The sequence below is a fragment of the Paraburkholderia tropica genome (assembly GCF_014171495.1).
In the GTDB taxonomy this organism is placed as follows: domain Bacteria; phylum Pseudomonadota; class Gammaproteobacteria; order Burkholderiales; family Burkholderiaceae; genus Paraburkholderia; species Paraburkholderia tropica.
The window spans coordinates 329,647-343,544 of sequence record NZ_CP049137.1; the positions used below are offsets into that span (position 1 = coordinate 329,647).

Consider the following 13,898-nt stretch of genomic DNA (forward strand, 5'->3'; position numbering starts at 1 on the left):
GTCCACACGAACAACACCAACAAGACATAAGGGACGCGCCGATGGACCACCGCACCCGCCCCGACTCCGAGACCGCCCCCGCGCCAGGTTCCGCCCGCAGTGCCGGATTCGTGCAGCCCGCCGTCCTGCTGTGGCTGCTGTTTCTGCTCGGCTGCGCCGTGGCCATCGCGCGCGCGCAGTTCAACACCGACCTCTCCGCGTTCCTGCCGCGCGCGCCGAGCGCGGGTCAGCGCGTGCTGATCGAGCAACTGCGCGACGGACTGGTTTCTCGGCTGATTCTCGTCGGCATCGAAGGCGGCGATGCGTCGTCGCGCGCGCGGCTTTCACGCGCGATGGGCACGACGCTGCGCGCCGATCCGCAATTCGCGGCGGTCCATAACGGCGAGGCCGTCAACGACGCGCGCGACCAGCAGTTCGTCTACGCGCATCGCTACGCGCTGAGTCCGGCGGTCACGCCGCAGCGCTTCAGCGTGGCGGGCCTGCACGACGCGCTCGGCGAGAGTCTCGATCTGCTCAGCTCGTCGGCGGGACTCGTGGCGAAAGACCTGCTGCCGCACGATCCGACCGGCGAAGTGGCCGCGCTCGTCGATCAGCTCGACAGCGCCGCGCAGCCCGCGACGCGCGACGGCGTATGGGCCTCGCGCGACGGCACGCGCGCCGTGCTGGTCGCGCAGACCGCCGCCTCGGGCTCGGACACCGACGCCCAGGCGCGCGCGATCGAGGCCGTGCAGCGCGCCTTCGACGCCGCCGCGCGCACGCTGCCGGACGGCGCTCACGCCGACGCGTATCGCCTGCTGATGACCGGCCCCGGCGTGTTCTCGGTGCAGACGCGCGACGCGATTCGCCATGACGTCGAGCGCATTTCGGCGCTGAGCCTCGTGCTGATCGTCGCGCTGCTGCTCACGCTCTATCGCTCGCCGCGCACGCTCGTGCTCGGCCTGCTGCCGGTGCTTTCGGGCGTGGCGGCGGGCATCGCGGCCGTGAGTCTCGCGTTCGGCACCGTGCAGGGCATCACGCTCGGCTTCGGCACCACGCTGATCGGCGAGGCGGTCGATTATTCGATCTATCTGTTCGTGCAGTCTTCGGCATCTTCGTCGACATCGGCATCGACGCAGGCGCAGCGCGCCGCCGCCCTGCGCGCGTGGATCGCGAACTGGTGGCCGACGATCCGCCTCGGCGTGCTGACTTCCGTGTGCGGTTTCGCGTCGATGCTGTTCTCGGGCTTTCCGGGCCTCGTGCAACTGGGCGCATACTCGATCGCCGGGCTCGTGACGGCCGCGCTCGTCACGCGCTTCGTGCTGCCGCATCTGCAAGGCGGCGCGCATGCGATCCGCGATGTCTCGCGCCTCGGCGCGGCGCTCGCGCGCGCCGCCGCTTACGCGCCGCGTCTGCGCTGGCCGCTCGCCGCGCTCGCCCTCGCGGCGGTCGCACTGGTCGCGCTGCACCGCGATGCGCTGTGGAGCCACGAACTCTCCGCGCTGAGCCCCGTGCCCGCCGCGAGCCTGGCGCTCGACACCCGCCTGCGCGCCGACCTCGGCGCGCCCGACGTGCGCTATCTCGTCGAGATTCCCGCCGCCAGCGCGCAAGCCGCGCTCGAAGACGCGGAACGCGTCGGCGCGCAGTTGCAGCCGCTCGTCGCGCGCGGCACGCTCGCGGGCTTCGAAAGTCCCGCGCGCTATCTGCCGAGCGACGCCGCGCAGCGCGCGCGCCTCGCGAGCCTGCCCGACGCCGCGACGCTGAGCGCGCGTCTGCGCGAAGCGGTCGCGAACCAGAGCATCCGCGTGAAACCCGAGGCGTTCGCGCCGTTCATCGCCGACGCGCAGGCCGCGCGCGTTGCGCCGCTCATCACGCGTGCGGACCTGAACGGCACCTCGATGGCGCTGGCCGTCGATGCGCTGCTCACGCAACGCGACGGCCACTGGAACGCGATGCTCGCGCTGCGTGCGCCCGCGCACGCGAACGCAGCGAGCGCCGCCAACACGTCGAGCCTCGACGCCGCCGCGATCCGCGCCGCCGTCGCGCAGGCGGGCGTGCCGGGCGCGCTGTTCGTCGACCTCAAAACGGAAGCCGACCGCCTCTACGTGAACTACGTGCACGAAGACATCCGGCTCTCGCTCGCGGGCTTCGTGGCGATCTGCGTGCTGCTCGCGCTCGCGCTGCGTTCGCTGCGTCTGGCCGCGCGCGCGCTCGCGCCGCTCGTCGCCGCCGTGCTGGTGGTGATCGCGGGCTTCGCGCTCGCGGGCGTGCCGATGACGATCCTGCACCTCGTCGGCATGCTGCTGATCGTGGCGGTGGGCTCGAACTATGCGCTGTTTTTCTGCAAGCGCGGCGCGACGCGGCATGGGCAATCCGCTGACGAATCGGCGACCATCGCACCGCACACGCTGGTCTCGCTGCTGGTGGCGAATCTCGCGACCGTCGCCGGGTTCGGGCTGCTCGCGCTCTCGCATGTGCCGCTGCTCGAAACCTTCGGCCTGACCGTCGGTCCCGGCGCGATGCTCGCGCTCGCGTTCGCGGCGATCCTCGCGCCGCGCAGCGGGACCACGTCCGCCGCGCAGGAAGTGGAAGCCGGCGCACACGCCGACACGCAATCCCATCGACAAGGAAACCCAGCATGAACGGGCCCACGCCGCCGGGAGCGGACCGCACACATTCGCAGCCGAATCCGCGCCACGCCGACGCCGCGCGCCGCTGGGCGCCGTCGCCGTTCATCGCGGGCGCGGCGGCGCTGCATGCGGGCGCGGCGGCCGCGCTGATCGCGCAACCCGCGACGTGGCCATGGGCCGTCGGCAGCGTCGCGGCCTCGCATCTCGCGCTGACAGCGGCGGGCCTCTGGCCCAGAAGCGCGCTGCTCGGCCCGAACTGGACGCGCCTGCCCGCAGCGTCTGCCGCCTCCGTCACGTCCGTGCCCGGCGCCGACCGCCGCCTCGCCCTCACCATCGACGACGGCCCCGATCCGGAGATCACGCCGCGCGTGCTCGATCTGCTCGACGAATACGGCGCGCACGCGACCTTCTTCTGCATCGGCGAGCGCGCGCGCCAGCATCCGAAGTGGATCGAGGCGATCGTCGCGCGCGGCCACGCCGTGGAGAACCACAGCCAGCGCCATCGGCATACGTTTTCGGTCAGCGGACCCGGCGCGCTGCGGCGCGAGATCGAAGCCGCGCAACGCACGCTGACGGACATCAGCGGCACGCGTCCGCGCTTTTTCCGCGCGCCCGCCGGCTTGCGCAATCCGTTTCTCGAACCGGTGCTCTGTGCGCTCGGCCTGCAACTGGCGAGCTGGACGCGGCGCGGTTTCGACACGCGCGAGCGCGATCCGCAGATCGTGACGCGGCGTCTGCTGACCGGTCTCGCGCCGCGCGACATCCTGCTGCTGCACGACGCCAACAGCGCGCGCGACGCACTCGGCCAGCCGGTCGTGCTCGCGGTGCTGCCGCAGGTGCTGCGCGCCGCCGCCGAGGCGCACTATCACTGGATCACCCTGCGCGCGGCGCACGACGCCGCGCCCGTCACGCCAGTCGGACACGGCGGCAACGCCGCCCCGTTTGGTAAAATTCGCCCCTAAATGGCGCGCGCGCCGGCCCCAGGACCGAACTCCGTGAATCCCCTTCTCGTCTCGCACTTCACCGCCACCAGCTGCCTCGGCTGCGGGCTCGACGCCATGCTCGACGCGCTGCGCGAGCGGCGCAGCGGCCTCGCGCCGTGCGACTTCGAACGCGCGGATCTCGACACATGGATCGGCGCGGTCCAGGACGTCGACGCCGTCGACATCCGCGCGGATCTCGCCGCCTACGCGTGCCGCAATCATCGCCTCGCGCAACTCGGTCTCGAACAGGACGGTTTCGCCGAACGCGTGCACGCCGCCGTCGCGCGTTACGGCGCGGACCGCGTCGGCGTGTTCGTCGGCACCAGCACGAGCGGCATCCTCGAAACCGAAAACGCCTATCGCGAGCGCGACCGCGAGACCGGCCTGCTGCATCCCGGCTTCGACTACGCGCGCACCCACAATCCCTACGCGCTGGCCGCGTTCGTGCGCGACTATTTCGGGGCGCGCGGGCCGGCCACGGCGATCTCGTCGGCGTGCTCGTCGAGCGCGAAAGTGTTCGGCTCGGCGCGGCGCATGATCGAAGCGGGCCTGATCGACGCGGCGGTCGTGGGCGGCGTCGATTCGCTGTGCCTCACCACGCTGTACGGCTTCAACTCGCTCGAACTGCTCTCGCGCCAGCCGTGCCGCCCGTTCGACGTGGCGCGCGACGGCATTTCGATCGGCGAAGCGGCCGCGTTCGCGCTGCTCGAACGCCTGCCCGCGCAAGCCGATGCTCTGCCGGGCGACGCGATCCTGCTGCTCGGCATCGGCGAATCGAGCGACGCGCATCACATGTCGTCGCCGCATCCGGAGGGACTGGGCGCACGCGCCGCGCTCGAACAGGCGCTCGCGAGCGCGGGCCTCGCGCCGGACGAGATCGACTACATCAATCTGCACGGCACGGCCACGCCGAGCAACGACGCCTCCGAAAGCCGCGCCGTGGGCGCGCTGTTCGGCGCGACGCCGTGCAGCTCGACCAAGGGCGCGACCGGCCACACGCTCGGCGCGGCGGGCGCGCTCGAAGCGATCGCGGCGGCGCTCGCGCTGCGCCACGGCTTCGTGCCCGCGGGCGTCAACACGCAGGTCGTCGATCACGCGCTCGGACTCGATTACGCGCTGACCAATCGCGACGCCGACGTGCGCGCCGCGCTCAGCAATTCGTTCGGCTTCGGCGGCACGAATTGCAGCCTCTTGCTGGGGCGCGCGGATTTCGCGTTGAGCCGCAAAAACGGCGCTGCAAAGAACGAGGTGCAATCGTGAAACTGCATGCGTGGATCGAAGGGATCGGCGTGATCGGGCCGGGCCTCGCCAACTGGACGCAAGCCGCCGACGTGCTCGCGCAACGCGCGCCGTACGAAGCCGCGCGCACCGTGCTGCCCGCGCCCGCGAGCCTGCCGAGCGCCGAGCGGCGCCGCACCGGCCCGGTCGTGCGCGCGGCGCTCGCCGTGGGCCACGAAGCGGTCGACGCCAGCGGGCGCGACGCCGCCACGCTCGCGTCCGTGTTCGCGGCCTCGGGCGGCGACGGCGTGAATTGCCACGCGATCTGCGAAACGCTCTCCACCGACGACCGCCAGCTTTCGCCGACGCGCTTTCACAACTCGGTGCACAACGCGGCGGCGGGTTACTGGAGCATCGCGTCGCACGCGCGCGCGACGGCAAACGTGCTGTGCGCGCACGACGCGAGCTTCGGCGCGGGCCTGCTCGAAGCGCTCGCCCAGGTGGCCGTCGACCGCGTGCCGACGCTGCTGGTCGCCTACGACTGCGAATATCCCGAGCCGCTGCGCACGGTGCGCCCGATCGCCGATGCGTTCGGCGTGGCGCTGGTGCTCGCGCCCGTCGGCGATGAGGCGCGGGGCGATGCCGACCGCGATGTCGATATCCATGTCGACGGCGCGGCGCGTCCGCGCGCGCTGGCCTGCATCGAAGCGAAGCTCACCGACGCGCCGGCCACGCAACTCGACGCGCCCGAATTCGAAACGCTGCGCGCCAACAACCCGGCCGCGCGCGTGCTGCCGCTGCTGCACGCGCTCGCGACGCGGCAGGCGGCGAGCGTGGTGATCGACTATCTGCCGGAAACGCGCGTGCGGCTCGATGTGTCGTGGCCGGATGCTGCTGTTGCTGCCGACGTTGCCGCCAACGTTGATGCCGCGTCGGGCGTCGCTTCAGGCGCACCGCGCGAGGCCGCGCCATGACGCCCGACGCGCCGACGCTCGCCGCGCCGCTCGACCGCGCCTGGATCGCCGCGCACATTCCGCACAGCGGCGCGATGTGCCTGCTCGACAGCGTCGAAGCCTGGGACGACGCGCAGATCCGCTGCCTCGCGACCAGCCATCTCGACGCGCACAATCCGCTGCGCGCGAACGGCCGGCTCGCCTCGGTCTGCGGCGTCGAATACGCGGCGCAGGCGATGGCCGTGCACGGCGCGCTCGGCAGTCTCGCCGATACCGGCGCGACGGCGCAGCGTCCGCGCGCGGGCTTTCTCGCGAGCGTGCGCGGCGTCGAGGCGCAGGTCGCGCGGCTCGATACGCTGGACGCGCCGCTCGTCGTCGAGGCCGAGCGCATCGGCGGCGACGGCACCACGATTCTTTACCGCTTCACGCTGCGCTGCGACGCCCGCGTGCTGCTGACGGGACGCGCGGCGGTCATGCTCGACGCGTCCGCGGCGGGGACGCTGCGACGTCCCGCCATCGATAACTGCTGAAGGGAGAACCACAATGAAAACCCATCGAATCCTGCTGGCCGCGCTGGCGTTCGGCCTGGCCAGTTCGGCCGCGTTCGCCGATGTGCACGAAGTGAAGGAAGACATCAAGCACGACACGAAGTCGGCGGCGAAAGCGACCGGCCACGCGGCGCGCGACTTCGGCCACGCGACGGCGAGCGCGGCGAAGACCGTCGGCCACGGCATCGCGCACGGCACGCGCGAAGGCTGGGACGCCACCAAGCACGCGACGCACGAAGGCTGGGACGCCACCAAGCGCACCACCAAGCGCGTGTTCCATAAGGACGATGCGCCGGGCAAGGACGACGCTTAAAGTCTTCGCATCCCCTTCCGGCGCGTACACGACGGCGTGTTCATTCGACACGCCGTCGGTTTCACCCCGGGCGCGTGCGTCTCGTGCGCCGCCATGACTGCGCGACGGCATCACGCGACCTCGATCGCCTCGCCCGATGCCCGCCAAACCGGGCTCGCACGCCGCTTTCCCTCCTCCGAACGGCCAATTTGCCCGCTTTTTGTCCGGTAAGCGCCCGCGACAAGGCAAAATACGGGTTTCGAGCCCGCACGGGCTCATGTTTTTTCCCGCCGGCCGCTCCGCACACGGGGCCCGAACACGGCGAAGCCGCGCGAGAGACGCAGCGGCGCCCGGCCCGGCCGGACGCTCGCCCGCGCGTGCGAGACCACTGGAGTAGTTGATGACCGAAGCCAAGATTTCCTTCGCTGGCCGCCTTTCGCTGGCCATCGGATCGTTTTTCGCCATTCTCGGCGACGCCGACCTCGCGGCCGGCGTGCGCCGTCTGCGTAACGGCGAAGCCGCCGCGCCCGCGCCGCAAGCGCCCGTGCCCGCCGCCGCGCCGGTGGCCGCGCCCGCACCTGCACCCGTCGCTGCGCCCGCTCCCGCGCCCGTCGCCGCCATCGAGGAAGCCAGCCCGCAATCGGCGCTGCAACTGCTTGGCCTGCTGCAGCGTAATGCGCGCTTCGTCGACTTCGTCGAGGAAGACATCGCCGGCTACAACGACGCCGATATCGGCGCGGCCGCGCGTCTCGTCCACGAAGGCTGCCGCGCCACGCTGCGCGAGCACTTCACGATCCGCCCGGTGCGCAGCGAGGCCGAAGGCAGCCGCGTGACCATCGCGGAAGGCTTCGACGCCACCGCCATCCGCCTGACCGGCAACGTGGTCGGCTCCGCGCCGTTCACCGGCACCGTCAGCCATCGCGGCTGGCGCGTCGAAGACGTCAAACTGCCCAAGCTCGTGAAGTCGCACGACGCGAAGGTCATCGCACCGGCCGAGGTGGAACTGTGAGCGATCCGCGTTTTTCGATCGGCGTCGATCTGGGCACGACGCACTGCGCCCTCTCCTACGTCGACCTCGCCGCCAGTGACGGCGAAAAGACCGTGCAGGGCGTACTGCCCGTCACGCAACTCACCGCGCCGGGCGCGATCGAGTCGCCCGAGCTGCTGCCCTCGTTTCTCTATCTGCCGAACGCGGGCGAACTCACGCCCGGCGACCTGACGCTGCCGTGGACCGCCTCGCGCGAGTACGCCGTCGGCGAAATGGCGCGCAGCCGTGGTGCGGGCACGCCCATCCGTCTCGTGTCGAGCGCGAAGAGCTGGCTCTGTCATCCGGGCGTGGATCGCCGCGCGGCGATCCTGCCGAACGACGCGCCGCCCGAAGTCGCGCGCGTCTCGCCGCTCGAAAGCTCGATCCGCTATCTCACGCATCTGCGCGAGGCGTGGGATCACGCGCATCCGGATGCGCCGTTCGCGCAGCAGGACGTCACCGTCACGATTCCGGCCTCGTTCGATCCGGCCGCGCGCGAGCTGACAGCCGAAGCCGCGCAGGCCGCCGGCTACACCAGCATGACGCTGCTCGAAGAACCGCAGGCCGCGCTCTATAGCTGGATCCAGAAGAGCGGCGGCGCGTGGCGCAAAGACGTGAAGGTCGGCGACATCATCCTCGTCGTGGACGTGGGCGGCGGCACCACCGACCTCTCGCTGATCGCCGTGGTCGAGCGCGAAGGCAATCTCGAACTGCTGCGCGTGGCCGTGGGCGAACACATCCTGCTCGGCGGCGACAACATGGACCTCGCGCTCGCGCACGTGGTCGCGCGCAAGCTCGCCCAGCAAGGCACGCAGGCCGATCCGTGGCAGTTGCGCGCGCTCACCTACGCCTGCCGTTCGGCCAAGGAGCAACTGCTCTCCGACGCCGGCCTCGAAGCGGTGCCGCTGGTGGTGCCGAGCCGCGGCTCGAAGCTGATCGGCGGCTCGATCCGCACCGAACTCACGCGCGCTGAACTCACGGCCACGATCCTCGAAGGCTTCTTCCCGCGCGTGGACGCCGCGGCGCGTCCGGTCGTGCGCACCCGTGCCGGCCTGACGCAACTCGGCCTGCCCTACGCGCAGGACGCGGGCGTCACGCGCCATCTCGCGGCCTTCCTCGGCCGCCAGGTCGCGGCGCTCGCGGAAGTCGAAGGCTTCGGCGCGCCCGCCGAGGGCACGAGCTTCCTGCATCCCACCGCCGTGCTGTTCAACGGCGGCGTGTTCAAGTCGTCGCTGCTCGCCGGACGTGTGCTCGAGATCATCAACGGCTGGCTGTCGGCGGAAGGCGCGGCCCCCGCGCGTCTGCTCGGCGGCGCGGACCTCGATCTCGCGGTCGCGCGCGGCGCGGCCTATTACGGCTATGTGAAGCGCGGCAAGGGCGTGCGCATTCGCGGCGGCACGGCGCGCGCGTACTACGTGGCGATCGAGTCGGCCATGCCCGCGGTGCCGGGCCTCGAACCGCCGATTTCGGCGCTCTGCGTCGCGCCCTTCGGCATGGAAGAAGGCAGCGACGCCGCGTTGCCGCCGCAGGAATTCGGCCTCGTCGTGGGCGAGCCGGTGCAATTCCGCTTCTTCGGCTCGTCGGTGCGCCGTCAGGATCAGGTCGGCACGATGCTCGACTTCTGGTCGCCCGAGGAACTACAGGAACTCGAATCGATTCAGGCCACGCTGCCCAGCGCGGGCCGTACCGTGGGCGAAGTCGTCGCGGTCCGGCTGCATGCGCGCGTGACCGAAGCGGGCACGCTCGAACTCGAAGCCGTGCCGTCGGGTAGCGACGAGCGCTGGAAAGTCGAGTTCGACGTGCGCGGCGGCGCGGGCGAAGGCGCGGGCCAGGGCGCGAGCTTCTGAGCGCACGCTTGAAGTCCGATCCGCCTGAGAACGCGATGAAGCAATACGTCGTCGGCATCGACCTGGGAACGAGCAACACGGTCGTGGCCTGGGCCGAAGCCGGCGCGAGCGGGGCCGCTGCGGGCAACATCGGCGTGTTCGAAATCGAGCAGCTGACGGGGCTCGGCGAAGTGAGCGCGCAGCCGTTGCTGCCTTCGGCGCGCTATCACCCCGCGCCCGGCGAACTCGCCGCCGACACGCTGCGTTTGCCGTGGCGCGATTCCGCTGCTTCGTCTGCCGCTTCGTCCACCGCCTCCACGGCCGACACGCCTGCGCCCGTCATCGGCAAGCTCGCGCGCACGCTCGGCGCGCAAGTGCCGGGGCGGCTCGTGGCCAGCGCGAAAAGCTGGCTCTCGCACGCCTCGGTCGACCGGCTCGCGCCGATCCTGCCCTGGGGCGCGCCCGACGAGGTCGCGAAGGTCTCGCCCGTCGACGCGAGCGCCAGTTATCTCGCGCACGTCCGCGCAGCCTGGCATCACCGTTTTCCGCACGCGCCGCTCGAACATCAGGACGTGGTGCTCACCGTACCCGCCTCGTTCGACGACGGCGCGCGCGCGCTCACGCTCGAAGCCGCGCGGCGCGCGCAACTGCCCACGCTGCACCTGCTCGAAGAACCGCAGGCCGCGTTCTACGACTGGCTGTTCCATCATCGCGACGCGCTGCAAGCCGAACTCGCGCAGACGCGTCTCGTGCTCGTCTGCGACGTGGGCGGCGGCACGACCGACCTCACGCTCATCAAGGTCCATTTCGAGGACGGCGAGCCGCAGTTGACGCGCATCGGCGTGGGCAACCATCTGATGCTGGGCGGCGACAACATGGACCTCGCGCTCGCCCACCTGGCCGAAAGCCGGCTCGCGACGCAGGACGCGCGGCTCTCGGCCGCCAGCCTGTCGCAGCTCGTCGAGCGCTGCCGCGTCGCCAAGGAGCAACTGCTCGGCGACGCCGCGCCCGAGTCGGTCGGCATCACGCTGCTCGGTGCGGGCGCGCGGCTGATCGGCGGCGCGCGTTCGACGCAACTGGGCCGCGACGAGGCCGAGCGTATCGTCGTCGACGGATTCTTTCCGGCGGTCGGCCCGCGCGATCTGCCGCGCCGCTCGCGTGCGGCGATCGTCGAATTCGGTCTGCCCTATGCGGCCGATGCGGGCATCACGCGTCATATCGCGTCCTTCCTGCAACGCTTCGCCGCGCAGTCGCGCGAGGCGCTCGGTGTGTCCGCCCATCATGCCGATGCCGTTTCGAACGGTGAATCCGCCGCCCCGCCGATGCCCGACACGCTGCTGCTCAACGGCGGCGTGTTCCGCGCGCCCGCGCTGTCGGCGCGTCTGCGCGAGACGCTGGGCAACTGGCGGCAAGCGCCGCTCACCGTGCTGCAAAACGATCAGCCCGACGTGGCCGTCGCGCGCGGCGCGGTCGCGTTCGCGCTGGCGCGCGCGGGTCACGCGCCGCGTATCGGCGGCGGCTCGCCGCGCAGCTATTTTCTGGTGCTCGACGAGGGCGGCGACGCGCGGCGCGGCATCTGCCTGCTGCCGCGCGGCACCGAGGAAGGCCACGAAGTGCAGCTCGACGAGCGCGTGTTCGCGCTGCGTCTGGGCCATCCCGTGCAGTTCCATCTGGTCTCGACGGTCGCGGAAACGGCGTGGCAGCCGGGCGAGATCGTCGATCTCGATCAGGACGCCGCCGACTTCGTGCGTCTGCCTCCGCTCGCGACCGTGGTCGCGCGCGAGCGCGGCGCGAACAAGGCGCGCAACGAGCGCGACGAAAGGCCCGTGCGGCTCACGGCGCAACTGACCGAAGTCGGCACGCTTGAAGTGCGCTGTATCGCGACCGAGGACGCGTCGCAGCGCTGGCTGCTCGAATTCCAGTTGCGCCGCGACGAAGCCGCTCACGCCGCGAACACCGGCGACGACGTCCGCCATGCTTCGCTCGATCACGCCATCGAACTGATCGAGCGCGTGTTCGGCGCGAAGTCGTCGAAGGTCGATCCGAAGGAAGTGAAGCGGCTGCGCGCGCAGCTCGAACACACGCTCGGAGCGCGCCAGAACTGGGACAGCCCGCTGCTGCGCGAACTGTTCGGCGCGCTCTGGGAACGCGCCGCGCGCCGCCGCCGCTCGCCCGACCACGAGCGCCTGTGGCTCAATCTCGCCGGTTATTGCGTGCGGCCCGGGTTCGGCTATCCGCTCGACGAATGGCGCGTCGAACAACTGTGGACGCTGTTCGACGACGGCATCCAGCACATCAACGACAGCCAGGTCTGGTCCGAATGGTGGACGCTCTGGCGGCGCGCGGCCGGCGGTCTCGACGAGGCCGCGCAGGAGCAGGTGCTCGAAGCGATGCGCTGGCTCGAAGACGCGGCCAGTTCGAAGCAGCACAAGCTGCCGTTCGATCCCGCGCGCCTCGGCAACGCCGATATGACGCGGCTTTACGCGTCGCTCGAACGGATCGGCGCGGATCGCAAGATCGAGATTGGCGAGCGGCTGCTGGCGCGGCTGCAGAAGCCTGCGGAGAATCATCAGAGCTGGTGGGCCGTCGGGCGTATCGGCGCGCGGCTGCCCTTCTATGGCAGCGCGCACGGCGTCGTGCCGCCCGAGGTCGCCACGCGCTGGCTCGACGCGATCCTCGCGCTCGACTGGAAGAAGGTGGAACCGGCAATGTTCGCCGCCACGCAAATCGCGCGTATGACCGGCGACCGCTCGCGCGATCTCGATCCTGGCGTGCGCGACACGGTGCTGCGTCGGCTCGAACACGGCAATGCGCCGCCCGCGTGGATCGAGATGGTGCGCGAAGTCGTCACGCTCGATAACGCCGATACGGGCCGCGTGTTCGGCGAAGCGCTGCCCGCGGGGTTGAAGTTGATGGGCGCGTAGCGTTCGCGCGCAGGGATCGGCATACGCGCCGTCATCGAGAAAGCAAAAACGCGCTCCGGCCTGAAACCGGAGCGCGTTTTTTTACGCGTGACGCAGTGACGGAACTCAGTTGCCCGCACGCACCTCGACGGTCTGCACAGCCGCTTGCGGCATGACGCTTTCCTGCGGCAGCGCCCATTCGAGCCAGCGCGCGCGATGCGCCACCACCAGCATGAAGGCCAGCGCCGCGATCGCGCCGAACGTCGCAAAACCCATCTGATAGCTGCCCGTGCTTTCCTTCGCAATGCCCATGATGACCGGCAGATAGAAGCCGCCGATGCCGCCCGCGGCGCCCACGATACCCGACATCAGACCCGTGCGGCCGGTCCAGCGGCGCGGCACGAGCTGGAAGGTCGCGCCGTTGCCGAGACCGAAGCAGACATACGTGAACAGCAGCAGCGCGATGCCCGCGGCGAACGGCGGCATCCACGCGGCGAATGCGAAGTCGCACAGCGAGATCGCGGCGAGCAGCAGCACGAGCGCGCGCACGCCGGAGATGCGATCGGCGATCAGGCCGCCGAGCGGACGCACCATCGCGCCCGTCAGCGCCAGCAGCGACATGATCACGCCCGCTTCGAGCTTCGGCACCTGATAGAGCGAGATCAGCAGCGTCGTCACATACGAGGACATGCCGACGAAACCGCCGAACGTGATGCTGTACACGAGCATCACGACCCACGTATCGCCTTCCGCGAGCACGCCGCGATAGTGACGCGGCAGCACCGCGATCGCGAGCAGCGCGCCGAGCACCGGCAGCAGCAGCACGCCGGTCTTGCCCGCGCCGAACACGCCGTCGTGCACGGCCAGCACCAGCGCGATCAGACCGGCGAGCGTGATGAAGAACGCGCGCATCGCTTTCGGCGCGCTGCCCGATTTCGGGCCGAGATCGCGCGCCCAGAAGCACACGGCGAGCGCCGCGAGCGCCAGCAACGGCAGCGCCGCGCCCGTCGCGCGCGCCCAGCCGAAGCTGTTGGCGAGACCGGGGAACAGGAAGCCGTCGAGCACCGCGCCGATGTTGCCGGCCGCCGCGAGACCGAGCACGAGACCCTGCACCTTCGGCGGATAGTTGCTGCCCGCCATCGGCAGCGCCACCGCGAAACTCGCGCCGCCCACGCCGAGCAGCACGCCCAGCACCAGCAGCAGCGTGTACGACGGCGTGCCCGGCATCAGCAGCAGCACGAGCGCCGGAATCGCCGACAGCGCAATGCCCATCAGCGCGACCTTGCGGCCGTCGCAGGCCTGATAGAGATTGCCGAGCGTGACGCGCAGGATCGCCGCGCCGAGCACCGGCACCGCGACCAGCAGGCCGAGTTCGCCCGGCGTCATCTTGATGTCCTTCTGGATGAACGGCGCGAGCGGCCCCAACATCACCCACACCGTGAAGCCGGTGTCGAAGTACAGAAAACACGCGACCAGCGCGCGCCAGTTACCGCTCTTCAGCGAGTTCAGCAGGTCTTTCACGAGGCTCTCCCCAGGTAAAAA

At 70.8% G+C, this 13,898-nt stretch carries 10 protein-coding genes; 9 read left to right on the plus strand and 1 reads right to left on the minus strand.

Features of this window, described 5'->3' with window-relative positions; genetic code table 11:
- Positions 1–41: 41 nt before the first annotated feature.
- From G5S35_RS32080 to G5S35_RS32120, 9 genes are all read left to right on the plus strand, one after another.
- Entirely contained in the window at positions 42–2,618 is a 2,577-nt protein-coding gene (locus tag G5S35_RS32080; protein WP_183040480.1) for an MMPL family transporter, read from the plus strand.
- Positions 2,615–3,568: a polysaccharide deacetylase family protein gene (locus G5S35_RS32085; protein WP_183040481.1), complete on the plus strand. Its 954-nt coding sequence runs from the start codon at positions 2,615–2,617 to the stop codon at positions 3,566–3,568. Before G5S35_RS32080 ends, G5S35_RS32085 begins: the two co-directional genes overlap by 4 nt.
- A 33-nt stretch (positions 3,569–3,601) precedes the next feature.
- Positions 3,602–4,849, plus strand: coding sequence for a beta-ketoacyl-[acyl-carrier-protein] synthase family protein (locus G5S35_RS32090; protein ID WP_183040482.1), 1,248 nt, complete (start codon positions 3,602–3,604; stop codon positions 4,847–4,849).
- Complete coding sequence (locus G5S35_RS32095) at positions 4,846–5,781, plus strand: beta-ketoacyl synthase chain length factor (RefSeq protein ID WP_183040483.1); 936 nt, start codon at positions 4,846–4,848, stop codon at positions 5,779–5,781. The genes G5S35_RS32090 and G5S35_RS32095 overlap by 4 nt, the downstream gene beginning before the upstream one ends.
- Positions 5,778–6,290, plus strand: coding sequence for a hotdog family protein (locus tag G5S35_RS32100; RefSeq protein ID WP_183040484.1), 513 nt, complete (start codon positions 5,778–5,780; stop codon positions 6,288–6,290). The genes G5S35_RS32095 and G5S35_RS32100 overlap by 4 nt, the downstream gene beginning before the upstream one ends.
- A 13-nt stretch (positions 6,291–6,303) precedes the next feature.
- The gene (locus G5S35_RS32105) at positions 6,304–6,621 is read left to right on the plus strand and encodes a hypothetical protein (RefSeq protein ID WP_065059029.1); all 318 of its coding nucleotides are present in this window, start codon (positions 6,304–6,306) and stop codon (positions 6,619–6,621) included.
- A 379-nt stretch (positions 6,622–7,000) separates the two neighbouring features.
- Complete coding sequence (locus G5S35_RS32110; RefSeq protein WP_183040485.1) at positions 7,001–7,609, plus strand: DUF2760 domain-containing protein; 609 nt, start codon at positions 7,001–7,003, stop codon at positions 7,607–7,609.
- Positions 7,606–9,474 carry an Hsp70 family protein gene (locus G5S35_RS32115; RefSeq protein WP_065059027.1) on the plus strand — a complete coding sequence of 623 codons (1,869 nt, stop codon included), beginning with the start codon at positions 7,606–7,608 and terminating at the stop codon, positions 9,472–9,474. The genes G5S35_RS32110 and G5S35_RS32115 overlap by 4 nt, the downstream gene beginning before the upstream one ends.
- A 35-nt stretch (positions 9,475–9,509) precedes the next feature.
- Positions 9,510–12,377 carry an Hsp70 family protein gene (locus G5S35_RS32120; protein ID WP_183040486.1) on the plus strand — a complete coding sequence of 956 codons (2,868 nt, stop codon included), beginning with the start codon at positions 9,510–9,512 and terminating at the stop codon, positions 12,375–12,377.
- Positions 12,378–12,482: 105 nt separating this feature from the next.
- Here the strand turns inward: G5S35_RS32120 and G5S35_RS32125 are convergent, their stop codons facing one another.
- Entirely contained in the window at positions 12,483–13,877 is a 1,395-nt protein-coding gene (locus G5S35_RS32125; RefSeq protein ID WP_074985107.1) for an MFS transporter, read from the minus strand.
- Positions 13,878–13,898: the final 21 nt, after the last annotated feature.